Origin of the sequence: Roseateles sp. 22389, assembly GCF_052044995.1 — a bacterium.
In the GTDB taxonomy this organism is placed as follows: domain Bacteria; phylum Pseudomonadota; class Gammaproteobacteria; order Burkholderiales; family Burkholderiaceae_C; genus Roseateles.
In genome coordinates this window covers 91,100-114,511 of sequence record NZ_JBQEOF010000011.1, presented here as the reverse complement: position 1 = coordinate 114,511, position 23,412 = coordinate 91,100, and the positions used below count along the sequence as shown (strand labels likewise).

25 protein-coding genes and 1 riboswitch are annotated in these 23,412 nt (G+C 70.5%); of the genes, 18 read left to right on the top strand and 7 right to left on the bottom strand.

The features are described 5' to 3' along the window. Nucleotides 1-10 precede the first annotated feature (10 nt). From metK to ACTJKJ_RS16515, 4 genes are all read left to right on the top strand, one after another. Nucleotides 11-1,189, top strand: a complete 1,179-nt coding sequence (gene metK / locus ACTJKJ_RS16530) for a methionine adenosyltransferase (protein WP_091727749.1) — start codon at nt 11-13, stop codon at nt 1,187-1,189. Between the two features lie 127 nt (nt 1,190-1,316). After that, nucleotides 1,317-2,363, top strand: a complete 1,047-nt coding sequence (locus ACTJKJ_RS16525; protein ID WP_183482853.1) for a GGDEF domain-containing response regulator — start codon at nt 1,317-1,319, stop codon at nt 2,361-2,363. A gap of 86 nt (nt 2,364-2,449) precedes the next feature. After that, nucleotides 2,450-3,460 (top strand): GGDEF domain-containing response regulator, encoded by a 1,011-nt coding sequence (locus tag ACTJKJ_RS16520; RefSeq protein WP_297382913.1) that lies wholly within the window; start codon nt 2,450-2,452, stop codon nt 3,458-3,460. A 57-nt stretch (nt 3,461-3,517) separates the two neighbouring features. Next, nucleotides 3,518-4,615 carry a DNA glycosylase AlkZ-like family protein gene (locus ACTJKJ_RS16515; RefSeq protein WP_440821085.1) on the top strand — a complete coding sequence of 366 codons (1,098 nt, stop codon included), beginning with the start codon at nt 3,518-3,520 and terminating at the stop codon, nt 4,613-4,615. A gap of 39 nt (nt 4,616-4,654) precedes the next feature. Here ACTJKJ_RS16515 and ACTJKJ_RS16510 read toward each other — a convergent pair whose 3' ends face one another. Further along, entirely contained in the window at nt 4,655-5,683 is a 1,029-nt protein-coding gene (locus ACTJKJ_RS16510) for an aldo/keto reductase (protein ID WP_440821084.1), read from the bottom strand. A 190-nt stretch (nt 5,684-5,873) separates the two neighbouring features. On the opposite strand from ACTJKJ_RS16510, the gene ACTJKJ_RS16505 reads away from it, so the two are divergent. Both ACTJKJ_RS16505 and ACTJKJ_RS16500 read left to right on the top strand, forming a co-directional pair. After that, nucleotides 5,874-6,815 (top strand): AraC family transcriptional regulator, encoded by a 942-nt coding sequence (locus ACTJKJ_RS16505; RefSeq protein WP_186830293.1) that lies wholly within the window; start codon nt 5,874-5,876, stop codon nt 6,813-6,815. Between the two features lie 8 nt (nt 6,816-6,823). Continuing rightward, a complete protein-coding gene (locus tag ACTJKJ_RS16500; RefSeq protein ID WP_440821083.1) occupies nt 6,824-7,843 on the top strand; it encodes an AraC family transcriptional regulator N-terminal domain-containing protein in 1,020 nt (339 codons plus the stop codon). A 21-nt stretch (nt 7,844-7,864) separates the two neighbouring features. Here ACTJKJ_RS16500 and ACTJKJ_RS16495 read toward each other — a convergent pair whose 3' ends face one another. Next, complete coding sequence (locus tag ACTJKJ_RS16495) at nt 7,865-8,704, bottom strand: SDR family NAD(P)-dependent oxidoreductase (RefSeq protein WP_183492992.1); 840 nt, start codon at nt 8,702-8,704, stop codon at nt 7,865-7,867. Between the two features lie 625 nt (nt 8,705-9,329). Between ACTJKJ_RS16495 and ACTJKJ_RS16490 the strand changes: the two genes are divergently transcribed. The 4 genes from ACTJKJ_RS16490 to ACTJKJ_RS16475 all read left to right on the top strand — a co-directional run bounded on the left by ACTJKJ_RS16490 (nt 9,330) and on the right by ACTJKJ_RS16475 (nt 10,827). Beyond that, the gene (locus tag ACTJKJ_RS16490) at nt 9,330-9,500 is read left to right on the top strand and encodes a hypothetical protein (RefSeq protein ID WP_175538353.1); all 171 of its coding nucleotides are present in this window, start codon (nt 9,330-9,332) and stop codon (nt 9,498-9,500) included. Between the two features lie 84 nt (nt 9,501-9,584). Next, nucleotides 9,585-9,842: a translation initiation factor IF-1 gene (gene infA / locus ACTJKJ_RS16485; RefSeq protein ID WP_091727775.1), complete on the top strand. Its 258-nt coding sequence runs from the start codon at nt 9,585-9,587 to the stop codon at nt 9,840-9,842. Between the two features lie 43 nt (nt 9,843-9,885). After that, nucleotides 9,886-10,092 (top strand): oxidoreductase-like domain-containing protein, encoded by a 207-nt coding sequence (locus ACTJKJ_RS16480; protein ID WP_091727779.1) that lies wholly within the window; start codon nt 9,886-9,888, stop codon nt 10,090-10,092. A 243-nt stretch (nt 10,093-10,335) separates the two neighbouring features. Further along, the gene (locus ACTJKJ_RS16475) at nt 10,336-10,827 is read left to right on the top strand and encodes a hypothetical protein (RefSeq protein ID WP_440821082.1); all 492 of its coding nucleotides are present in this window, start codon (nt 10,336-10,338) and stop codon (nt 10,825-10,827) included. On the opposite strand, the gene ACTJKJ_RS16470 is transcribed toward ACTJKJ_RS16475, so the two are convergent. Beyond that, complete coding sequence (locus ACTJKJ_RS16470) at nt 10,755-11,546, bottom strand: HAD family hydrolase (RefSeq protein ID WP_440821081.1); 792 nt, start codon at nt 11,544-11,546, stop codon at nt 10,755-10,757. The genes ACTJKJ_RS16475 and ACTJKJ_RS16470 overlap by 73 nt on opposite strands. A 72-nt stretch (nt 11,547-11,618) precedes the next feature. Continuing rightward, a riboswitch (S-adenosyl-L-homocysteine riboswitch) is annotated at nt 11,619-11,717 on the top strand. Nucleotides 11,718-11,819: 102 nt separating this feature from the next. Between ACTJKJ_RS16470 and ahcY the strand changes: the two genes are divergently transcribed. The 5 genes from ahcY (at nt 11,820) to ACTJKJ_RS16445 (ending at nt 16,523) form a co-directional block, all read left to right on the top strand. After that, entirely contained in the window at nt 11,820-13,253 is a 1,434-nt protein-coding gene (gene ahcY / locus ACTJKJ_RS16465) for an adenosylhomocysteinase (protein WP_297382922.1), read from the top strand. A gap of 19 nt (nt 13,254-13,272) precedes the next feature. Next, complete coding sequence (locus ACTJKJ_RS16460; protein ID WP_297382923.1) at nt 13,273-14,034, top strand: TlyA family RNA methyltransferase; 762 nt, start codon at nt 13,273-13,275, stop codon at nt 14,032-14,034. A gap of 66 nt (nt 14,035-14,100) precedes the next feature. After that, complete coding sequence (metF, locus tag ACTJKJ_RS16455; protein WP_091727800.1) at nt 14,101-14,940, top strand: methylenetetrahydrofolate reductase [NAD(P)H]; 840 nt, start codon at nt 14,101-14,103, stop codon at nt 14,938-14,940. A gap of 128 nt (nt 14,941-15,068) precedes the next feature. Beyond that, nucleotides 15,069-15,719, top strand: coding sequence for an OmpW/AlkL family protein (locus ACTJKJ_RS16450; RefSeq protein ID WP_297382924.1), 651 nt, complete (start codon nt 15,069-15,071; stop codon nt 15,717-15,719). Nucleotides 15,720-15,956: 237 nt separating this feature from the next. After that, a complete protein-coding gene (locus tag ACTJKJ_RS16445) occupies nt 15,957-16,523 on the top strand; it encodes a proprotein convertase P-domain-containing protein (RefSeq protein WP_440821080.1) in 567 nt (188 codons plus the stop codon). Between the two features lie 126 nt (nt 16,524-16,649). Here the strand turns inward: ACTJKJ_RS16445 and pepQ are convergent, their stop codons facing one another. Next, nucleotides 16,650-18,002 (bottom strand): Xaa-Pro dipeptidase, encoded by a 1,353-nt coding sequence (gene pepQ, locus ACTJKJ_RS16440; protein WP_440821079.1) that lies wholly within the window; start codon nt 18,000-18,002, stop codon nt 16,650-16,652. Beyond that, complete coding sequence (locus tag ACTJKJ_RS16435; RefSeq protein WP_091727809.1) at nt 17,999-18,592, bottom strand: 5-formyltetrahydrofolate cyclo-ligase; 594 nt, start codon at nt 18,590-18,592, stop codon at nt 17,999-18,001. Before ACTJKJ_RS16435 ends, pepQ begins: the two co-directional genes overlap by 4 nt. An 89-nt stretch (nt 18,593-18,681) precedes the next feature. On the opposite strand from ACTJKJ_RS16435, the gene ACTJKJ_RS16430 reads away from it, so the two are divergent. After that, nucleotides 18,682-19,224 carry a TfoX/Sxy family protein gene (locus ACTJKJ_RS16430; protein WP_255488871.1) on the top strand — a complete coding sequence of 181 codons (543 nt, stop codon included), beginning with the start codon at nt 18,682-18,684 and terminating at the stop codon, nt 19,222-19,224. On the opposite strand, the gene ACTJKJ_RS16425 is transcribed toward ACTJKJ_RS16430, so the two are convergent. Beyond that, nucleotides 19,169-19,528 carry a DUF2917 domain-containing protein gene (locus tag ACTJKJ_RS16425; protein WP_175538354.1) on the bottom strand — a complete coding sequence of 120 codons (360 nt, stop codon included), beginning with the start codon at nt 19,526-19,528 and terminating at the stop codon, nt 19,169-19,171. The two genes, ACTJKJ_RS16430 and ACTJKJ_RS16425, sit on opposite strands and share 56 nt — an antisense overlap. Before the next feature lie 127 nt (nt 19,529-19,655). On the opposite strand from ACTJKJ_RS16425, the gene ACTJKJ_RS16420 reads away from it, so the two are divergent. Continuing rightward, the gene (locus ACTJKJ_RS16420; RefSeq protein WP_297382927.1) at nt 19,656-20,639 is read left to right on the top strand and encodes a LysR family transcriptional regulator; all 984 of its coding nucleotides are present in this window, start codon (nt 19,656-19,658) and stop codon (nt 20,637-20,639) included. Nucleotides 20,640-20,652: 13 nt separating this feature from the next. Here the strand turns inward: ACTJKJ_RS16420 and ACTJKJ_RS16415 are convergent, their stop codons facing one another. Beyond that, complete coding sequence (locus tag ACTJKJ_RS16415) at nt 20,653-21,270, bottom strand: 5-formyltetrahydrofolate cyclo-ligase (RefSeq protein WP_440821078.1); 618 nt, start codon at nt 21,268-21,270, stop codon at nt 20,653-20,655. Between the two features lie 11 nt (nt 21,271-21,281). Here ACTJKJ_RS16415 and ACTJKJ_RS16410 point away from each other — a divergent pair, with 11 nt between their 5' ends. Continuing rightward, nucleotides 21,282-23,363 (top strand): transglycosylase SLT domain-containing protein, encoded by a 2,082-nt coding sequence (locus tag ACTJKJ_RS16410; RefSeq protein WP_440821077.1) that lies wholly within the window; start codon nt 21,282-21,284, stop codon nt 23,361-23,363. Nucleotides 23,364-23,412: the final 49 nt, after the last annotated feature.

Below are 23,412 nucleotides of genomic sequence, written 5' to 3'. Positions count from 1 at the left end.
GGAGTTTAAATTGGCGAGCGATTTCCTCTTCACCTCGGAATCCGTATCTGAAGGCCACCCGGACAAGGTGGCGGACCAGATCTCCGATGCCATCCTCGACGCGATCCTCGCCCAGGACCCGCGCTCGCGCGTCGCCGCCGAGACGCTGTGCAACACCGGCCTGGTGGTGCTGGCCGGCGAGATCACGACCAACGCCCACGTCGACTACATCCAGGTCGCCCGCGACACGATCAAGCGCATCGGCTACGACAACACCGAATACGGCATCGACTACAAGGGCTGCGCCGTGCTCGTGGCCTACGACAAGCAGAGCAACGACATCGCCCAGGGCGTGGACCAGGCGTCCGACGACCACCTGAACACCGGCGCCGGCGACCAGGGCCTGATGTTCGGCTATGCCTGCGACGAGACGCCCGAGCTGATGCCCGCGCCGATCTACTACGCGCACCGCCTGGTCGAGCGCCAGGCCCAGCTGCGCAAGGACGGCCGCCTGCCCTTCCTGCGTCCGGACGCCAAGAGCCAGGTCACGATGCGCTACGTCGACGGCAAGCCGCACAGCATCGACACCGTGGTGCTGTCCACGCAGCACGCGCCCGAGATGTCGCTGGGCGACAAGATGAAGCCCGAGTTCTACGAGGCGGTCATCGAGGAAATCATCAAGCCGGTGCTGCCCAAGGAGTGGCTGCAGGACACGAAATACCTGGTCAACCCGACCGGCCGCTTCGTCATCGGCGGTCCGCAGGGCGACTGCGGCCTGACGGGCCGCAAGATCATCGTCGACACCTACGGCGGCGCCTGCCCGCACGGCGGCGGCGCGTTCTCGGGCAAGGACCCGACGAAGGTGGACCGCTCGGCCGCCTACGCGGCCCGCTACGTGGCCAAGAACATCGTGGCCGCGGGCCTGGCCAAGCAGTGCCAGATCCAGGTCGCGTATGCGATCGGCGTGGCCCGTCCGATGAACGTCACCGTCTACACCGAGGGCACCGGCGTGATCTCCGACGAGAAGATCGCCGCGCTGGTCAACGAGCATTTCGACCTGCGTCCCAAGGGCATCATCCAGATGCTGGATCTGCTGCGCCCGATCTACGGCAAGACGGCGGCCTACGGCCACTTCGGCCGCGAGGAGCCGGAGTTCAGCTGGGAGCGGACCGACAAGGCCAAGGCGCTGCGCGCCGCGGCGGGGCTGTAAGCCCTCTCCGCTCCCCGGTCATTTGCCGCGCATTCATCGATTGATGCGCGCTTGACCCCCGAAGTCAGGGCCGCCTCGCGCGGCCCTGAGCGTTTCCGGCAGCCGCTTCGCGCGGCAGAATCGCCGGATGCATCCCCTGCCCGCCGCGCCGACCCCGCTGACCATCCTGATCGTCGACGACCAGAGCGCGACGCGCGTCGCGCTGACCGCCGAGCTCGACCGCGCCGGCCACCGCGTGCTGGAGGCCGACAGCGCCGCCTGGGCGCTGGAGCTGTTCCGTCGCTATCGGCCCGACCTGGTGCTGATGGACGTCGAGATGCCGGGTCACGACGGCTACTGGACCTGCCGCGAGATGCGCGCCGCCGAACCCGGTGGCTGGACGCCCATCATCTTCCTGAGCCAGTTCAAGCAGGACGAGGACGTCTGGAAGGGCATCGAGGCCGGCGGCGACGACTACCTGGTCAAGCCGGTGTCCGCGATGATCCTGCACGCCAAGCTGCGCGCGATGCAGCGCCTGGCGCTGATGCGGGCCCGGTTGGTGCAGATGTCCGAGGACCTGCGCGCGGCCAATGCGCAGCTGGAGGAGCTCTCCAGCGTCGACGCGCTGACCGGGCTGATGAACCGCCGCGCCCTGGACGCCCGCCTGCAGCAGGAGCTGGACCTGGCCCGGCGCGAAGGCAAGCCGCTGACGCTGATGCTGTGCGACGTCGACCACTTCAAGCGCTACAACGACGCGGCCGGCCACGTCGCCGGCGATGCCTGCCTGCGCCGCATCGGCCAGCTGCTCAAGGAAACCTGCCGCCGCCCGAGCGACTGCGCCGGGCGCTACGGCGGGGAGGAATTCGCGCTGGTCCTGCCCAACACGCCGCGCTCGGGGGCGATGACCTATGCCCGGGCGCTGATGCGCACGGTGGAGCTGGCGGCCATCCCCCATCCGGATTCCCCCACCGGCGGCACCATCACCCTCTCGGGCGGCATCACCACCTGCCTGCCGGACGAGAGCACCAGCGCCGAGGGGCTGATCATCCGCGCCGACGACGCGCTCTACAACGCCAAGTCCACCGGCCGGAACCGCTTCTTCAGCTACGAGATGCAGATGGACACGGCCGAGCAGCGACGCGCGGTCGTCCCGTCGGCGGGGCCCGCCTCGCCGCCTCCCGCCACCCCCACTTGAGGCATGTCCGGACCGCCTCGCGGCGGAGCGGCCCCGCATAATCGGCCTCGGCACGTTTCGCTGCCGCCTGTCGACGATGCCCGGCCATGGACGCTTCCGCCTCGCTGCCGCCTCTTCGCATCCTGGTCGTGGACGACCAGGCCAGCACGCGCGGCTTCCTGTGCCGCCAGCTCCAGGCCATCGGCCATCACACCCTGGAGGCGGACGGCGGCGACAGCGCGCTGGCCCGCTTCGACGGCGAGCGCCCGGACCTGGTGCTGCTGGACGTCGAGATGCCCGGTCACGACGGCTACTGGGTCGCCAGCCAGATGCGGGCGCACGAGCGCGGCGGCTGGACACCGATCATCTTCCTGTCCAGCCGCGACCGCGACCAGGATCTCTGGCAGGGCATCGAATCGGGCGGGGACGACTACCTCGTCAAGCCGGTGTCCAACACCGTGCTGCAGGCCAAGCTGCGCGCGATGCAGCGGCTGCGGCGGATGCAGGCGCGGCTGCAGGAGGTGTCCGATGAACTGCGCAACAGCAACGAGCGGCTGGAGAAGCTCTCCGGCGAGGATGCGCTGACGCGCCTGATGAACCGGCGCGCCTTCGATGCCCGGCTCGCGCAGGAGATCGCCTGCGCCCGGCGCGACCAGCAGCCGCTGACGCTGGTGCTGTGCGACATCGACCACTTCAAGCGCTACAACGACAGCTACGGCCACCTCGAGGGCGACGCCTGCCTGCGCCGGGTCGCGCAGTTGCTGCAGCAGACCTGCCGGCGCCCGCGCGACTGCGCCGCGCGCTACGGCGGCGAGGAGTTCGCCCTCATCCTGCCCGGCACGCCGCGCTCCGGCGCGATGACCTTCGCGCGGGCGGTGATGCGCACGCTCCGCAACTGCGACATGCGGCACCCCGATTCGGTCGAGTCCTACGTCACCCTCTCCGGCGGCATCACCACCTGCGTCCCCGATGCCGAGACCAGCGTCGAAGGACTGCTGCGCCGCTCCGACGACGCGCTCTACACGGCCAAGTCGCGAGGCCGCAACCGCTTCTTCAGCTTCGAGATGCAGATGGACACCGTCGAGCAGGCGCCCAGCGGCTTCGCGCCGCTCTCCTGACAGAACCCATGCCCCGTCGCGGTTACCGTCACGCCTTTCGATGACCGCTGCTTCCGAATGCCTGTGATCGACCACGACGCGTTGCGGCGTCATGCCATCGCCCGCACCTTCTTCAAGCCGACCACGCTGCTGCGCGCGATCCAGCGCCTGGGCTTCGTGCAGGCCGACCCGATCCGCGCGCCGGCGCGCGCGCAGGACTTGATCCTGATGCACCGGGTGAAGGACTACCGCGCCGGCCAGCTCGAGGCGCGTTACGCGCGCCTGGCCGTCGAGGAAGACTGCCTCGTCAACTACGGCTTCCTCGCGCGCGAGACCCTGGCGCTGCTGCATCCGCGGGTGGCCCGGCGCGCCTGGGACGAGGCCATGAATGCCCGCGCGGCGGAAGTGCTCGAGTTCATCCGTGCGCGCGGCCGCACGCATCCGCAGCAGGTGCAGCAGGCGTTCAGCCACGGCCGCGTCGCGGGTTACTGGGGCGGCGAGCTCAACGCCAGCACGCATCTGCTGGACGGCATGCATTACCGCGGCCTGCTGCGCGTGGCGCGGCGCGACTCCGGCACGCGGGTCTACGAGGCGATCGAGCACGCGGCGCAGGACGACAGCCCGCCGGCCCGCCGCGAGCGCGCCGGCGCGCTGCTCGACATGATCGTGTCGCTCTACGCGCCGCTGCCCTCGCCGAGCCTGGGCTACCTGACGACGCTGCTGGGCTACGGCGCGCCGCACCTCAAGACCGAGGCCCGCGAGGTGCTCAAGCACGCGAAGTCGCGCTGGGCCCATGCGAAGGTGGACGGCGAAGTCTGGTACTGGCCCTCGGACGAGAACCCTGCCTCGCGCGCGCACCGGGTCGAGCCGGAGCGCCTGCGCTTCCTCGCACCCTTCGATCCGCTGGTCTGGGACCGCCGCCGCTTCGAGCGGCTGTGGGGCTGGGCCTACCGCTTCGAGGCCTACACCCCGGCCGCGAAACGGACCATGGGCCATTACGCGCTGCCGATGCTGTGGGGCGACCAGGTGATCGGCTGGGCCAACCTGAAGGTCGAGGGCGGGACGCTGGTCCCGGACCTCGGCTTCATCGGCAAGCGTCCGCGCGACGCCGCCTTCCGCGCCGCGCTGGACGAGGCCTATCAGGAGATGTCGGTCTTCCTCGGCCTGGCGGAGTGAAGGACGGGCCGCCGGCGGGCGCCGTCGCTCAGGCGCTGCTCAGGCATTGACCAGCGTCATCGACACCTCCGGATAACGCGCGCCGGCGACCGGATGCGCGTCGATCAGGTCGCGCAGCTCCTCGCGCAGCACATCGTTGAGGCGGATGCGCGCGGCCATCGCGTTCTCCTCCAGCCGCGCGATCGAGCGCGTGCCCGGGATCGGCATGATGTCCGGACCGCGGTCCAGCAGCCAGGCCAGCGCCAGCTGCGCCGGCGTCAGGCCGTGGTCGCGGGCCAGCGCGACGATCGCATCGGCCAGCGCCAGGTTCTGCGCCATCGAGTCGCCCTGGAAACGCGGATTGACGCGGCGCCAGTCATTCGCGGCCAGTTGATCGGCGCTGCGGATCGCGCCGGTCAGGAAGCCGCGCCCCAGCGGGCTGTACGGCACCAGCGCGATGCCGAGCTCGCGGCAGGTGGGCAGCACCTCGGCCTCGACGTCGCGCGTCCACAGCGAGTACTCCGACTGCACCGCCGCGATCGGATGCACGCGATGGGCGCGGCGGATGGTCTCGGCCGAGGCCTCCGACAGCCCGAGATGGCGCACCTTGCCGGCGCGCACCAGCTCGGCCATCGCGCCGACGGTCTCCTCGATCGGCACCGACCGGTCGACGCGGTGCAGGTAGTACAGGTCGATGTGGTTGACGCCCAGTCGGCGCAGGCTGGCGTCGCAGGACGCGTGGACATGCGAGGGCTTGCCGTTGACGCCGGCCGACAGCCCGTCGGCATTGCGGACGATGCCGAACTTGGTCGCCAGCACGACCTCGCGCCGGCGGTTGGCCAGCAGGCCCGACAGCAGGCGCTCGTTGGCGCCGTTGCCGTAGATGTCGGAGGTGTCGAGGAAATTCATCCCGAGGTCCAGCGCCCGGTGCAGGACGGCCATCGAGGTGGCCTCGTCGGTGGGGCCGTAGAAATCGGACATCCCCATGCAGCCGAGTCCGAGCGCGGAGACCTCCGGCCCGTGGGCGCCGAGCCGGCGGCGCGGCAACTGCGGCAGGTTGTTGATCGGTTCCCTGGACATGATGGTCATGGTGCGGCTCCTTCGAAGACAAGGTCTGCGCGGCGGCCGGCATGACCGCCGCGATGCCTGTCAGCTTAGGAATCCGCCCCCACCCGGGACCAGCGCAAAGCTCGCCCGTCCTTGCCCAATCCTCCGGAACCCGCTTCCCCACGCGCGCGGGCGCTGGCGGCGCGCGCGACGGCCTTGCACAATCCGCCGCATGGTCGCACCCACTCCGATTCCTCTCGCCGACGGCTTCCCCGACGCGCTGCAGGCACTGCGCGCGCAGATGGTGGATCTGACGCTCCGGCATGTCGATGGCGACGGCACGTCCGCCACGGCGATCCCCTGCCTGCAACTGATCAAGGCCAGCTGCAGCACCCCCAAGACCGCGCCGGCGCTCTACGAGCCGGGCCTGGCGATCGTGCTGCAGGGCCGCAAGAAGGTGGAGCTCGGCACCGAGACGCTGTATTACGACCCGCTGCATTTCCTGCTGGTCTCGATGCCGATGCTGCCCAAGGGCGGCGTGATCGAGGCGACGCCGGACAAGCCCTACCTGTGCGTGCGCATCGGCTGCGACACCGCGACGCTGGCGGAGCTGATGCTGGAGGTCGGCCCGGCCGGCACCGATGCGCCGCCGGGGGCGCAGTCGGGACTGAACGTCGCGCCGGTGTCCGAGTCGCTGCTGGGCGCGGCGCTGCGGCTGATGCAGCTGCTGGACTCGCCACAGGACCAGCGCGTGCTGGGCCCGCTGTTGCAGCGGGAGATCTTCTACCGGGTGCTGACCGGCCCGCTCGGACCGCGCCTGCGCGCGCTGGCGCAGCAGGACAGCGCCACGCGCCGCCTGTCCCGCGCGCTCGACGAACTGAACCGCCGCTTCAGCGAGGCGATCAGCATCGACGAGCTGGCCGCCGTGGCGCACATGAGCGCCTCGACGCTGCACCAGCGCTTCAAGCAGCTGACCAGCATGTCGCCGATGCAGTACCAGAAGCAGCTGCGGCTGCAGCACGCGCGCCGGCTGATGCTGGGCAGCGGGCTGGATGCGGCGGCCGCGGCGCACCAGGTCGGCTACGAGAGCGCCTCGCAGTTCAGCCGCGAATATCGGCGCCTCTTCGGCACGCCGCCGCGGACCGACATCGAGCAACTGCTGCGCGCGGGATGAGCGGCGCCATGGACACGACCTTGACCCACACCGACACCGACGCGGCGATGGCCGCGACCGATGCGATCGCCGAGCTCGGCGCGATGCTGCGCCGCCATGCGCCGCGCGAGGGCCTGTGGCCGACGGTGCTGCCGCGGGTCTGGGCGATCCGGCTGGACGCGCCGGGCGGCGAAATGGCGCATGCGGTGCAGCCGGCCTCGCTGTGCGTGATCGCACAGGGCGCCAAGGAAGTCCACCTGGGCGACGAGCGCTACGTCTACGACGCGGCGCGCTTCATGGTCTTCACCACCGACCTGCCGGTCAGCGGCCGCGTCATCGATGCCACGCCGGAGCGGCCCTACCTCTGCCTGCGCCTGGACTTCGATCCGGAGGAGGTCGCCGAGCTGGTCGCGCGCAGCGGCCCGCCGCGCGGCCCGGCGTCGCCACCGCCAGGGGCGCTCTCCCGTCCGTCCCCGGCGCCGGCAGCGGCGACCGCCCGCGGCGCCGAGGACACGGGCCGCGGCCTCTTCGTCAGCGCGGTGACCCCCGACATGCTCGACGCGGCCGGGCGGCTGGTACGGCTGCTGGACCATCCCGAGGACCATGCCGCGCTGGCGCCGATGGCGATGCGCGAGCTCGTCTACCGCGTGCTGCGCAGCGAGCAGGGCGAGCGGCTGGCACAGGTCGCGCGCGCCGACAGCCAGACGCAGCGCGTGCACCGCGCCATCCGCTGGCTGAAGGCGAATTACGCCCAGCCGCTGCGCATCGAGGCGCTCGCCAGAGAGGCGCACATGAGCGCGTCCTCGCTGCACCACCACTTCCGCGCGCTGACCTCGATGAGCCCGCTGCAATACCAGAAGCAGTTGCGGCTGCAGGAAGCGCGCCGGCTGCTGATCGCGGAGGGACTGGAGGTGGCGCGGGCCGGTCATGCCGTCGGCTACGAAAGCCCGTCCCAGTTCAGCCGCGAGTACAGCCGGCTCTACGGCAGCCCGCCCTCGCGCGACGCCGCCAAGCGCCGGGACACGCCGCCCGCGCGGGCGCTGGCCTGAGCGCCCGGCGGCGGCCGTCGATCAGGCGTCGTCGCGATCCAGCGAAGCCGACAGCGCGGCATGCGCCTCGACCTCCGCCAGACGCTGGCTGAAGGTCTCGCGCGCCATGCCCAGCGCATCGGAGCCCGCCACGAAATGCAGCGGCGGCGTCGGCATCGCGGCAAGCTCGACGAAGGCCCGGCCCAGCTTGGCCGGATCTCCCGGCTGCCGGTGGTTGTAGGCCTCGTAGGTGGACAGCGGCGGCCGCGGCAGCGCGGCGTAGTCCGCGATCGTCCGGGTGCCGTAGCGCACCGAGCTGGCGTCCAGGAAGTCGGTCCGGAAGAAGCCGGGCTCGACCACCGTCACCCGGATGTTGAAGCCGGCCAGCTCCGGCGCCAGCGAGGCGCTGAAGCCATCGACGGCGAACTTCGTCGCGCAGTAGACCGCCGCGCCATCGAAGCCGCGGAAACCGCCGACCGAGGCGATGTTGATCACGTGACCGTCGCGCTGCCGGCGCATGACCGGCAGCACCGCCCGGGTGACGTGCATCAGGCCGAAGACGTTGGTGGCGAACTGGCGCTCGATGTCGTCGGCGCCGATGGCCTCGAACAGGCCCAGCTGGCCATACCCCGCGTTGTTGACCAGCACGTCGATGCGACCGAAGCGCGCGACGGCCTGCTCGACCGCGTGGACCGCGTCGGCCTCGCGGCTGACGTCCAGCGGCAGGCACAGCACGGCGTCGGCGTGCGCCGCATAGGCGTCCTGGAGCGCCGCGACATCGCGGCCGGTGGCGACGACGCGATCGCCGGCGACCAGCGCCGCCTTGGCGATCTCCAGCCCGAAGCCGCGGTTGGCGCCGGTGATGAACCAGATCTTGCTCATGGGATTCAGTCCTTGGAGGGATGACAGGGTGGAGGGATTTCCCCTCGACGGGGGCGCTTGCCGGCGGACCTCGCGAGGGATGGATTCATCGTAGGCAGCAGCCCCCGGGGCCGCATGCCCGTTCCGGCGGACCGCTTGCACGATCCGCCGCGACCGGCAGGCGGTGCTCGTCGTGCTCGTCGCGCTCGTCCCGCTTGCGCCGCCCGCCAACCGCCGGCCCTTCCGCACGATCCCCGCGTCCTGACTGCAAGCGACGCTGCGCAATTCGCGCGCTTGCGCTACAATCCGCAGCTTGATTCGCACAAGACCACCCTCTTCAGGTCTTCTTCTGCAGCCCCTCCGGTCCCTCTCACGGACCTTTCTGCGAGCGGCTCGCACCAGCATCAACCCCCGGTTCGTGCGCTTGCGCGTTTCTGGCTTCGGCCGGTTCGATCGTCCTTGGGCGAACGGCTGCTGGAGCACCTCTTCGTGTCCCGCCCCGGCTTCGCGCCATCGAAACAGGGAAAGGGCACATTCCCAAACCGCGCCAAGACGGTTGCTTATTGCGATTGCCTGTCAAGGCGCACACCTCATGAGAACTATGCGAACCAAAAGCATTGAGGTGGGGCGATTCCTTGTCTCACCGATGACCAAACCCCATGCCGACGGCGGATTCGCCGCGGCCGTCTCGATCCGATCGGGACGCGGCATGGCCAGCATCGATCGCGTCATGCGATTCGTGCCGACCTTCGAGACCCGCCGCGCCGCGTTGCGCTACGCGGAGACCGAAGGCACGGCCTGGGCGCGCTGCCATTGACGGCGCGCCCGTGATTCCCGAGGCGAAGGCCCGCGGCAGACCGCGGCCGGCGCCCTTATCGATTTCAAGAAAGGAGCCTCCCGTATGGCCAAGGAAGAACTGATTGAAATGCAGGGTGTCGTCAACGAAATCCTGCCGGACTCGCGCTTTCGCGTGACGCTGGAGAACGGCCACCAGGTCATCGCCTACACGGGCGGCAAGATGCGCAAGCATCACATCCGCATCCTGGCTGGCGACGCCGTCTCCCTGGAGATGTCGCCCTACGACCTGACCAAGGGCCGGATCACCTTCCGTCACCTGCAGCGCTCGGCCCACTCGGGACCGCCGCCGGTCCGTCGCTGAGCGTGCGCCGCGGGGGCCGAAACCCTCGCGGAGCCTCCCGGTCATGACCACCGCCCTGCCCGACCCCGCCGCGGCGCCGGCCTCGCTCGAGGCCGACGACCCGATGCCCCAGCCGCCCGTGCAGCCGGACATCGACGCCTGCTGCGGCAACGGCTGCGACCCGTGCATCTTCGACCTGCACGACCTGGCGATGGACCGCTACCGGCAAGCGATGCGCGCCTGGAAGGCCCGCCACCCCGAGGCCGGCTGACGCCTCACCCCCACCCGGAAGGGCCGCCTCGCGCGGCCCTTCGCTTTTTCCGGCGGCCCCGTCCACGTTCGGGGGTCTCGCCTCCCTCCGACGAGGCCCCCCCTCAGCTCGAGGGGCGTTTGCGTTTCGTGACGTTTTTGGGGACATCCTCGGGCTTCAGAACCCGCGCGCGCCCGCCGACATCCTGGACAGGCGCCGCGCTTGCCGCGCGGGCGCATCGATCTCCCTCGATCGGAGGCCCCGATGTTCATGACCGGCCAGAACCGTTTCCATGTCGCGCGTTCCGACGCCCAGGCCAACCTGCGCTTCGCGCTGGCGCGGCTGAGCACCGACTGGCGCCACCTCGACCCGTTCGGACTGGAGGTGCTACTGCGCCACCTGCTGATGGCGGAGCACCGCTGCATGCCGCATCCCAGCGTGCTGCGCGAGCGCCCGACCAACCGCTGGCTGCTGCCGCGGCTGCGTCGCCGGCGCATCGAGGTGGCGGAGCGGCTGGTGGCCGTCGGCGGACGCGTCAGCCATGCGAGCCTGGCGCGGGTGCTGCCGCGTGGGCATGACTGGCCGGGCGTGTCGGCGCTGGTCGGGCGGCATGCCCGGGATCCGGTCGAAGGGCGCCAGCCGCGGCCGCGCGTCCCGGTCCTCGAGGACGCGCCGACCCGCCCTCAGCCAGCCGCGGCCAGCAAGGCGCGGGCCACTTCCGCGAAACCGTCGCCGCGCTCGCTGGCGGTGACGTAGGCCGGCGGGTGATCCAGCATCGGCAGGAAACGCGCGATGTTGGCCACTCCCACCGAGAGGGGCACCCGTTCGAACATCAGCTGGTCATTCGTCGAGTCGCCGACGTAGACCCACTCCCGCGGATCGAACGCTCGCCCGGTCAGCCGTTTCACCGCCCATTGCGCGGCGGTCCACTTGCTGTGCTCGCCGATCCAGCCGTTGACGTGGATCGAGCTCACCGTCGCCACCAGCCCATGGGCGCGCATCAGGTCGCAGACGGCGGCGATCGCGTCGTCGTCCAGCCGCGTGAATTCGCTGTGGTCGACCGCGATGTCGGTCAGCCGCCCCGCGCTGTCGCGCGCCAGCTGGGCGCCCGGCACCGTCGCCACGATCGCCCCCGCGCAGGCCTGCAGGCGCGCGAAGTTCTCCCGCCGCGTCGCGTCGTCCTGGGCGAACTCGGTGACCAGCGCGTCCTTCTCGCGGTGCAGCAGCACCCCGCCGTTCTCCGCCACGATCCCCCGCAGGGGCCAGTCCAACGCGAAGGGCGCGCTCCAGCCCGCGGGCCGGCCGGTGATCGCGATGACCGGGACGCCGGCGTCCTGCAGCCGGTGCAGGGCCGCCAGCGCGGCGGGGGCGATGTCGCCCTCGGCCGTCAGGGTGTCGTCGATGTCGGTCAGCACCCCGCGCAGGGGGAGCCAGGCCGCGCGGGGACAGTCGCTGAGCGGGGGGATCGTTCGCATGGGGGGCGATTGTGGCCCCGACCGTGACGCTGTCATCGAGCCGTCGAACGGAACATGTCTACAATCGCGCCCTGTTCCGAGGAGCGTTGCGACCTCCCATCCCATCGAGGCCAGGCTCGGAACCGCCGCGCGGCGACGTGCCCGCGGCCATGGCAACCGCGCTCACCCGTCGACCCTTCGCAGGCCGGGTGAGGACCGAGCGGCAAGTGCCCTCCCCACTTCTCCCCATGTCCTGATCGCTGGCGTCGACGGCCCTTCCTCGCAGGAGTCCGCATGAACGCCCAACTGAAGCCGCTGGCCCAAGACCAGTACCTGATCAAAGACCTGTCGCTGGCCGACTGGGGCCGCAAGGAGATCAAGATCGCCGAGAGCGAGATGCCCGCGCTGATGGCGATCCGTGAGGAATACGCCGCGGCCCAGCCGCTCAAGGGCGCGCGCATCACCGGCTCGCTGCACATGACGATCCAGACCGCCGTGCTGGTCGAGACGCTGCAGGCGCTGGGCGCCGAAGTCCGCTGGGCCTCCTGCAACATCTTCTCGACGCAGGACCACGCCGCCGCCGCGCTGGTCGCCGTCGGCACCCCCGTCTTCGCCTACAAGGGCGAGACGCTGGAGGATTACTGGGACTACACCCACCGCATCTTCGAATTCGGCGCCAAGGGCGAAGCGGGCGAAGGCCCCAACATGATCCTGGACGACGGCGGCGACGCGACGCTGCTGATGCACCTGGGCCAGAAGGCCGAGAAGGACCTGTCGGTCCTGGCCAACCCGGGCAGCGAGGAAGAGCGCATCCTGTTCGCCGCGATCAAGAAGAAGATCGCCGAAGACGCGACCTGGTACACCCGCAAGAGCGCCGAGATCATCGGCGTGACCGAGGAAACGACCACGGGCGTGCATCGCCTGAAGGAGATGTCGGCCAAGGGCACGCTGCTGTTCCGCGCGATCAACGTCAACGACTCGGTCACCAAGAGCAAGTTCGACAACCTCTACGGCTGCCGCGAGTCGCTGGTGGACGGCATCAAGCGCGCCACCGACGTCATGGTCGCCGGCAAGATCGCCGTGATCGCCGGCTACGGCGACGTGGGCAAGGGCTCGGCGCAGGCGATGCGCGCGCTGTCGGCCCAGGTCTGGGTCACCGAGATCGATCCGATCTGCGCGCTGCAGGCCGCGATGGAGGGCTTCCGCGTCGTGACGATGGAATACGCCGCCGACAAGGCCGACATCTTCGTGACCACGACCGGCAACAAGAACGTGATCCGCCACGAGCACATGGCCGCGATGAAGCACAACGCGATCGTCTGCAACATCGGCCACTTCGACAACGAGATCGACGTCGCCTCGCTCGAGCAGTACGAGTGGGAGGAGATCAAGCCGCAGGTGGACCACGTGATCTTCCCGGACGGCAAGCGCATCATCCTGCTGGCCAAGGGCCGCCTCGTGAACCTGGGCTGCGGCACCGGCCACCCGAGCTACGTGATGTCCTCGAGCTTCGCCAACCAGACCATCGCGCAGATTGAGCTCTTCGCGCACAAGGACGCTTATGCCGTGGGCCAGGTCTACGTGCTGCCCAAGCACCTGGACGAGCACGTCGCGCGCCTGCAGCTCAAGACGCTGAACGCGCAGCTGAGCGAGCTGACCGACGAGCAGGCCGCCTACATCGGCGTGTCCAAGTCCGGCCCCTACAAGCCCGACACCTACCGCTACTGATCCGCGAGCCTCTGAACCGATGAGAGCCGATCAGCTCCTCGTCTCGTCCGGCCTGGCGCCGACGCGATCGGCCGCGCAGCGGTTGATCGAGCGCGGCGCCGTGCAATGGGACTCGCCCAAGGGCTGGGTCCCGTTGAAGAAGGCCGGCGAGGCGCTGCCCGAGCAGGCGCAGCTGCGCGTCACCGACGACGCGGAACTGCGCTATGTCTCGCGCGGCGGATTGAAGCTGGAAGGCGCGCTGCGCCTGGCCGGCCTCGATCCGGCGGGGTGGGTCGCGCTCGATGTCGGCCAGAGCACCGGCGGCTTCACCGATTGCCTGCTCAAGGCGGGCGCGGCGCGCGTGGTCGGCATCGACGTCGGCCACGGCCAGCTGCACGCCTCGCTCGCGAGCGATGCGCGGGTCGACGCGCTCGAGGGCACGCATGTGCGCGAGCTCGCCGGGTCGCGGCTCGAGGCGCTCGCCCCGCCCGGCGGTTTCGCGCTGATCGTCGGCGACCTCAGCTTCATCTCGATGATCGGCGCGCTGCCGCAGCTCGATCCGTGGCTCGCCGCGGACGGGCAGGCGCTGCTGCTGGTCAAGCCGCAGTTCGAGCTCGGCCCGCAGGCCATCGGCAAGGGCGGACTGGTCAAGGACCCGTCGCTTTATCCGGTGCTCGAGCAGCAGGCGCGCGACGCGGCGACGGCGCTCGGCTGGTCGGTGCAGGGCTGGTTCGACAGCCCCATCACCGGCGGCGACGGCAACCGCGAATTCTTCCTGTGGGCCCGCAAGGCGAGCGCCTGAGCGCCGGCCCGCCCCCTCCCGATCCCCGGATCCCCCGATTCCATCGACCTTCCAGGACGCCCCGCCATGACGACGCCGGTCAGCATCGAATTCTTCCCGCCCAACACGCCCGTCGGCACCGAGAAGCTCAAGACCGTCGTGCAGGAACTGCGCGCGGTGAATCCGCAGTACTTCAGCGTCACCTACGGCGCCGGCGGCTCCACGCGCGAGAAGACGCTGTCGACCGTCGCCGACATCGCGTCGCAAGGCTTCGACGCCGCGCCGCACCTGTCCTGCGTCGGCTCCACGCGCGAGAACATCGCCGAGATCCTGGCGACCTACCGCGCGCAGGACATCCGCCGCGTCGTCGCGCTGCGCGGCGACCTGCCCAGCGGCACGGCCACGGCGGGCGAGTTCCGCTACGCCGCCGAGCTGGTGCGCTTCATCCGCGAGACGCAGGGCGAGGACTGGGACATCGAGGTCGCGGCCTATCCCGAGTACCACCCGCAGCAGCGCTACGCGGCGCGCGACCTGCAGTTCTTCGCCGACAAGGTGCGCGCCGGCGCCAGCGGCGCGATCACGCAGTTCTTCTACAACCCCGATGCCTACTTCCACTTCGTCGAGGCCTCCCGCGCCCTGGGCGTGGAGGTGCCGATCGTGCCGGGCGTCATGCCGATCAACAACTACGCGCGCATCGCGCAGTTCGCGCAGCGCGACGGCATCGAGATCCCGCGCTGGGTCGCGCTGAAGATGGAGGGCTACATGGATGACGCCGCCTCCGTGCGCGCCTTCGGCCTGGACGTCGTCACGCGACTGTGCGAGCGCCTGATCGCCGGCGGCGTGCCGGGGCTGCACTTCTACACGCTCAACCAGAGCGCGCTGACGCTGGAGTTGTGCAAACGCCTCGGTCTCGCCGCCCAAGCTTGACCCCGCGCAAGCGGTCCGCGCCGCCGCGGGCGGTCTTCATGCCGCGCCGCCGTTCCTTGTGAACGGTCAAGGCCAGCGGCCCGGAGCCCACGTTCAATGCCGGTCACCCATTGACCAGGAGTGAACGCATGTCCCGCATCCCCACCCGACCCCGCTTGTCCCTCGGCGCCGCGGCGCTCATGGCGCCCATGGCGCTCATGGCGCTGATGACGACCGCCGCGCTGCCCGCGCATGCGCAGGGCAGCCCCTGGGTGATCCGCGCCCGCGCGGTGAACATCGACCCGGCGGACAAGGACCGGACCGGCCTCGGCCTGTCGCTGAGCCGCAAGACGATTCCCGAAGTCGACATCAGCTACTTCATCACGCCGAACCTGGCGACCGAACTGATCCTGACCGTGCCGCAACGGCACACGCTGCGCAGCAACGGCGTGCGCATCGGGACGGTCAAGCACCTGCCGCCGACGCTGACCCTGCAGTACCACTTCAACCCGGAGGGGCAGTTCCGCCCCTACCTTGGCGCCGGCCTCAACTACACGCGCTTCTCCAGCGCCCGATTCGAGCCAGCCGTGCAGGCGGCGCTGGCGCCCAGCATCGAGAAGCAGAGCGTCGGCCTGGCCGTGCAGGCCGGTTTCGACGTGATGCTGGATCCGCGGTGGTCGATCAACCTCGACATCAAGAAGCTCAAGATGGACACCGAGGTGCGCTCCAAAGGCGCGTCGGTCGGCAAGTTCAAGATCGATCCGCTGCTGATCGGCGTCGGCGTGGGCTATCGGTTCTAAGTCCCAGGAATCCGCTTCATCCCCTTGGCCGTCGCATCGGCTGAGGGGACGACGCGAGCCGCCAAACGTCGGGATTCTTGACAGTTCGTTAAAACCGCACGCGCGAGGCCCCGGGAATTGTTCACGGAAACAACGCCAAGTGCTTATGCCGAAAGGGATTCGAACGCCATCCCTAATTCATTGGCATGAACACTGCTTACATGGAGTCACAAGCCACCTTTTTGTGACCCTGACTCCATGAACTTCAAGCGTCTGCTGGCCGTCTGCGCCGCCTCCCTGACCACCGCCTTCGCCGCCCAAGCCGCGGTCGTGACCGCCTCCAGCACCACGCCGACCGCCATCTGCGACCGCTGCGTCGTGACCTCCACGCTGAACGTGGACACCCGCGGCACGCTGAGCGACGTGAACGTGTCGATCGTCGACCTGCGCCACACCTATGACGCCGACCTGGCGATCTGGCTGATCGCGCCGACCGGCACCACCGTCCAGCTGTTCAACCGCCGCGGCGGATCGGCCGACAACTTCTTCAACACCGTCTTCGACGATGCGGCGACCACCTCGATCGCCAACGGCGCCGCGCCGTTCACCGGCACCTTCCGCGCGGAAGAACTGCTGTCGGCCTTCAACGGCCAGGACACCTTCGGCACCTGGACGCTGCGCGTGGCCGACCTGGCCGGCGCCGACGTCGGCGTGATCAACAACTGGAACGTGCAGCTGACGACCGTGCCGGAGCCGGGTTCGCTGGCCCTGGCCGGGCTGGCGCTGGTCGGCCTGGGCATGGCGCGCCGCCGCAAGGCAGCCTGAGGCCGGCGGGCGAGCGCCCGCCAGCGATGGTCGTCGGGCGCCGCTCGACGACCGGAACGATGAACGAAAGGGCCCGCGGGCCCTTTTTTCATGCGCGATGGGGTGGGCGCCGAGGAGCGCCCGCCTTCAGCCCAACGCCGCGAACGCGTCCCGCGTCAGGTTCTCCGGCGCGCCGCTGTCGCGGCAGGCGACATCGTCTTCGATGCGCACGCCGCCGAAGGCGCTGAGGTGCTGGACCAGCGCCCAGTCCACCTGCGCCGCCGCGGGCGTCGCGCGCAGCTTGTCCAGCAGCATCGGGATGAAGTACAGCCCCGGCTCGATCGTCACCACCATGCCGGGCTGCAGCACGCGCGTCAGCCGCAGGTAGGGATGGCCGTCGGGCTTGGCGATCGTGCCGCCGTCCTCGCCGGCCATGAAGCCGCCGATGTCATGCACCTGCAGGCCGAGCAGGTGGCCGATGCCATGCGGCAGGAAGGTCGAGGTCACGCCCTGCGCGAGCATCGCGTCCTCGTCCATCCGCACGATGCCCAGCTGCCGCAGTACGCCGGCGATCTCGCGGTGCGAGGCCAGGTGGATGTCGCGGTAGTCGACGCCCGCGCGCACGCGATCGACCAGGCGCAGCTGCGCGGCCTCCATCGCGTCGACCAGCGCCTGGAAGCTGGCGTCGCCGTTGCCGGTGGTGCGGGTGATGTCCGAGGCATACCCGCAGCTGTGCGCGCCCGCGTCGATCAGCAGCGACAGCGACTGCGCCGGTGCCCGCTGGTCCTGGTACTGGTAATGCAGCACCGCGGCGTGCTCGTTCAGCGCGACGATGTTGCCGTAGGGCAGGTCGCGCTCGGCCAGGCCGCAGGCCCGGAGGTAGGCGGCATGGATCGCCGCCTCCGATCGGCCTTCGCGGAAGGCGCGCTGCGCGGCCAGGTGCGCCGTCGCGCCCAGCGCCGATGCCTCGCGCAGGCGCAGCAGCTCGTAGCCGGTCTTCACCGCGCGCGCGTGATGCAGCGGGTTCAGCACCTCGGGCGGGTTGTTCGGGACGATGTCGCCCAGCGCCGCGTCGGCCTCGCCGACGATCGCCAGCTCGCCCGGCAGCTGCAGGTAGGGCAGCGCGTCACCCGGGGTGCGCACCACGATCAGTTCGAAGTGCTCCACCCAGAAACCGCTCGGCGCCTCGGGCGGCACATGCCAGTAGTCCTCGGGCTGGACGTAGACCAGCCGGGGCCGGTGGCCGGGACGGATCACCAGCCAGCTGTCCGGATGGCGGATCAACGGCACCCACAGCTTGAAGTGGGGGTTGGGCTGGAAGACGTAGGGCCGGTCGTCGAGGAAGGCGAACTTCTCGACACCGGACGCGATCAGCAGCGCGTCGTAGCCACCGCGCTGGAGCGCGTGTTCGGTGCGACGCTGCTGCTCGGCGAGGTGGGCCACATACAGCGCATCCAGCGTGTCGGCGGTCGGGCGGACGAGGGAATCGACGGCATTCATGCGCGCGGATTCTCCCAGACCACCCCCATCTCGGTCAGCATCGCGTCCAGCCGCACGTCGTTCGGCTGGGCGGTCAGCGTCGGCTGGAAGCCGTGGCTGAAACCGACGCCCACGGCCTGCGGCCGGGGCTGGATCTGCGCGATGGTGCGCAGCATGAAGCCGCCGCCGTAGCCCATGCGGATGCCGCCCGGGCCGTAGCCCAGGCAGGGCAGCAGCAGGAGTTCGGGCTCGAAGGCCTCGGTGTCCTTGGGCTTGGTGATGCCGGTCGCGTCCTCTTCCATCGGGCAGCCGGGATACCAGACGTGGAAGCGCAGGCGACCCTGCTCGCGATCGACGACGGGCAGGCCGATGCGACGTTCGGGATCGACCTCGCTCCAGCGGTACAGCGCCGGCAGCGGATCGAACTCGCCCTTGATCGGCCAGTACGCCGCGATGCGCTTTTCCTTGCGTCCCACCAGCCACACGCGCAGCACGCCCTGCACCAGGTCCGCGAGTTCCAGGCGGCCCGGCAGGTCCAGGCGCTCGCGGATCAGGCGCTCGCGCAGCGCCTGGCGGTCTTCGGAAATCGGCAGCTTGTCGTTCGGATCCATCCGGCCCCTTCGCGTTGCCCAGCGGGACCGACGGGCCCCGGAGCCGGCCATTGTGGCCGCGCCGGACGCGGGTTGCTAGAGTCGCCGCCATGGCACGAGGCACCACCACCACGGGAACCGTCCGGCGCGTCGCCGGCGCGGGCAGCGATTTCGCCAACCACTGCATGGAGCTGCTGGCGCCGCTCGGGCCCGTGCTGGCGCGGCGGATGTTCGGGGGCTTCGGGCTTTATGTCGACGACCTGTTCCTGGCCATCATCAGCCGCGACGAGCTCTACCTGAAGGCGGACGCCGTCAGCCAGCCGCGCTACCTCGAGGCCGGCTGCGAGCCCTTCCGGTACGCGAAGACCGGCAAGGACGGGCGACAGGAGGTCGCCAGCCTGAATTACTTCCGGCCGCCGGAGGAGACGCTGGAGTCGCCGGCGCTGATGCTGCCCTGGGGGCGGCTGGCGATGGAGTCGGCCTTGCGCTCGGCCAATGCGAAGCCGAAGGCCAGCACGCCGAAGAAGAGCGCCGGCACCACCGCCGAACCCAGCACCGACAGGAAGCTGAAACCGGTCAAGGCCACGGCTCCGGCGCTCAAGCGTTCGCCAGGCGCTGGCCGAACAGCTGCCCGAAAGAAGGCAGCCGGCTGACGCGCCGCGCGCGCTGGGCGGCGCAGGCCTGCGGCGGCACCATCAGCTGGAAGCGGGCGGTCGGCCAGGCTTCCACGACCAGTTCGGTGCCGCTGGCCACTTCCAGGGTCTCCCCGGCCGACAGCCAGAAGTCCTGGGCCGGCAGGTTCAGGTCGCCGCGCTGCGTCACCCAGACGCGCCCGTCGAGCACATGCAGCTCGCGGCGGCCCGGGCCGATCGGCAGGCTCATCGCCTCGCCCGCGGACAACGCCCAAGCGGCATCGTCGCGGCTGACCTGGATTGATGACTTTTGCATGACGTTCATGATCGGCTCCCCGTCCGCCGGGCGGCCCGCGCACTTGGCGGCGTTCCTCGTGGACATGGAGGGATATTAGGGTTGCCCCGCATGCCGGTCCAATGAGTCTTCGCGCGTCGATTGATACCATCCGAGCATGAATCCGCCTCGCCATCGCCCGCTCGCCGTCGGTCCGCTGCGCGCCTTCGAGGCGGTGGCCCGGCGCCTGAGCTTCAGCGCCGCCGCCGACGAGCTCTACCTGACCCAGTCCGCCATCAGCCGCCAGATCCGGTCGCTGGAGGAGGAACTCGGCGCGACGCTCTTCCTGCGCGGCACCCGCCATGTCGAACTGGCGCCGGACGGCAAGTTGCTGCTGGCGGCGGTCGAGCCCATGCTGGACCGGCTGGACGGCACCGTGCGCCAGATCCGCTCGACGCGCGGCCGACGCGTGGTCAACGTCACCACTTTCGCCTCGTTCGCGTCGCTGTGGCTGATCCCGCGCCTGGAGGCCTTCCAGCGCGAGCATCCGGACATGGACATCCGCGTGTCCGCGCTCGACCAGCTCGTCGAGATCGACGACAGCGAGTTCGACGTCGCGCTGCGTTATGCCGCGCCCAACCGGGTGGCGCCGTCGGCGCAGCGGATGTTCGGCGAGATGCTCACGCCGGTGGTCAACCCCTGGGTCGCGAAGCAGGCGCAGGAGGGCCAGGGCCCGCCGCTGAGCCAGGCCGCCGACCTGCGCCAGTACACGCTGGCCGAGGAGGACGACCAGCGCCCCAGCGGCCTGTTCCTGAGCTGGCGGCGCTGGCTGGCGCTGCACGGCGCGCCCGACCTGCAGCCGCGGCGCTGGATGTACCTCAACTTCACCTACCAGCAGATCCAGGCGGCGGTCTCGGGCCAGGCGGTCGCGCTGGCGCGGCTACCGCTGATCTACGAGGCGCTGGAGCGCGGCGAGCTGGTCGAGCCCTTCGGCGCGGCCGGTCGCACCGACTGCCCGACGGTCTACTGGCTCATGATGTCGGCGCACGGGCGGCAGCGGCCCGAGGTCGTCGAGTTCGCGCGCTGGATCGGCGAGCAGTCGGCGCTCACCCGGCGCGCGATCGGCGAGCCCGATCCGCCCGTGGACGAGCACTCGGGCTGAGCGCCGCGCCGCCTCAGGGCGCGATCACCTCGCGCTCGGTCACGACGACGGTCATCGCCTGGTCGTGCGGCTGCACCTCGAAGCTGGCTTCGCAGCAACTCCAGGCCAGGCCGATCGTCGCGACGCCGGGATGCGCTTCCAGCCAGCGGTCGAAATAACCGCCGCCGTAGCCGAGCCGGAACCCCTCGCGCGTGTAGCCCAGGCAGGGCACCAGCAGCACCTCGGGCACGAGGACCGGGCCGGTGGCGCTGGGGATGCCGCACTCGTCCTTGAGCGTCGGCGGGGTGCCGTCCCAGCGCCGGAATTCCATCGCCGCCGGCCCGCGATCGCCGGCCTTGCGGGCGAACGGCAACGCCAGCTGCATCGCCCCGCCGAGCTTGTGCGTCGCGGCCCAGGCCGCTGCGTTAAATTCACCCTCCAGCGGCCAGTACAGGCCGAGGCTCAGCGGCTCGAGCTGGCGCAGCAGCGGAAGCAGCTGCTCGCCCAGCTTGTCGGCGGCGAGACGGGCCTCGGCGCCGGCCGACCATTCGCGGCGGCGCGCCAGCAAGGCGCGGCGCAATTCGCTTCGCTCATGGGGCCAGGTCTTGCCGGCGATGCCGGCGGCGTCGGGGGCCGTGGGGGAATCATTCATCGCAGTCGGTCATGAAGTTCGCTCGAATCACTGTAACCGCCCTCACCTGCACCGTCCTGGGCGCGCTCTGCGCCTGGACGGCCCTCCCCGCCGCCGCCCAGTCGACGATGCCCTTCGCCGTCGTGCCCAATCCGCCACCGCCGTTGCCGGACCTGGTGACCGACGCCCGCGAGGCCTGGCGCACCCGCGACCGCTCGCGGCTGGCCGCGATGCGGCAGGTCGCCTTCGACCAGCAGCACCCGCTCGCGCCCTGGTTCGACTACTGGGAGCTGAACGCCCGGCTGGCCGACGCGCAGCAGCCCGAGATCACCGCCTTCTACGCCCGCTGGCCCGGCAGCTACGTCGAGGACCGCCTGCGCAACGACTGGCTGCTCGAACTGGGCCACCGGCGCGACTGGGCCAACTTCCGTCGCGACCTGGCCGGCTACAAGATGCAGGACGACCGCGAGGTCGTCTGCTACACGCTGCTGGCCGACCCGCCGGCGCGCGAGCTGCGCGAGGCGGCGCGCACCGCCTGGCTGGCGCAGCGCGATGCGGACGAGGGCTGCAACATGCTGGCCACGACGCTGCACGAGAACGGCCAGTTCAAGGACTCGGACGTCTGGCGCAAGCTGCGGCTGGTCGTCGAGACCAACAAGCCGCGCGCCGTGAAGCAGGCCGCGGCGCTGCTGTCCAAGGCGGACCAGGACGCGATCGCCGAACTGATGGACAAGCCCGACCGCTACCTCCAGCGCAAGGCCGCCGCGTCCCCGCGCGCCAAAGCGGAGCTGACGCTGCTGGCGCTGATGCGGCTGCTCGCCACCGACTACGACAAGGCCGAAGACGACGTTCGCCGCTGGGCGCCGAAGCTGCCCAACGACCTGTCCGCCTGGCTGTGGGCCCAGTACGGCCGGCAGGCCGCGCTGCGGCTGAAGGACGAGGCCAACGACCACTTCGAACGCGCGCTGAAGCTGCAGGCGCGGCTGGGCGGGCCGCTCGAATGGAGCGACGACACGGTGAACTGGATCGCCCGCGCCGCGCTGCGCGGCGATGCCGGCGCCAGCCGGCCGGAGCAGCTGGTGGCGGCGATCGCGCTGATGAAGCCGTCGGACCAGAAGGACATCACCTGGCAGTACTGGCGCGCCAAGGCCCAGCAGCAGCTCGCGGCGAACGGCCCTGCCGGCGACGCCCAGCGTCGCGAGGCCCTGGAGTCACTGCGCGCGATCGCGTCGCCGCTGAGTTTCTACGGCAAGCTCGCCGCGGACGAACTCAAGCTGCGCCTGCCGCTGCCGCCCTCGCCGGCCGAGCTGAGCGCGCAGGAACGGGCGCAGGCGCTGGCCAATCCCGGCATCCAGCGCGCGCTGCAGCTGCTGGCGGTGGGCCTGCGCAGCGAGGGCCAGCGGGAGTGGAACTTCAGCCTGCGCGGCCTGTCCGACCGCGAACTGCTCGCCGTCGCGCAGACCGCCTGCGAGCGCGAGCTCTGGGAGCGCTGCATCCAGACCAGCGAACGCACGCGCACCGAGATCGACCTGGCCCAGCGCTTCCCCATGCCCTACCGCGCCGACGTGCTCCGGCAGTCCACCGCGGTGGGCCTGGACCCGGCCTATGTCTACGGGCTGATCCGCCAGGAGTCGCGCTTCATGATGGACGCGCGCTCGCATGTCGGCGCCGGCGGCCTGATGCAGGTGATGCCGGCGACCGCCAAGTGGACCGCCAGGAAACTGGGCGTCGAATTCCGGCCCGACATGCTGCACGACCGGGACACCAACCTGCGCCTGGGCACCGGCTACCTGAAGCTGGTGATGGACAGCTTCGACGGTTCGCAGGCGATGGCCGCGGCGGCCTACAACGCCGGACCGAACCGCCCCCGGCGCTGGCGCGAGGGGCCGCAGCTCGACGCCGCCATCTGGACCGAGAACATCCCGATCTGGGAGACCCGTGACTATGTGCGCAAGGTGCTGTCCAACGCGACGATCTATGCCCAGTTGATGGGCCGCGAGGGCGGCACGCAGCTGCGCGACCGGCTCGGGCGCGTCATCGGCCCGGCCGCGGCGTCGGCGCCGGACATCCCGGCCAACGGCACCACGGCGGGCGCGCCCGCCGGCACCAACTGACCCCGCGGCGCCGGCTCCCCGCCGGCGCCGTCCTCCTCCACGCGAAGGG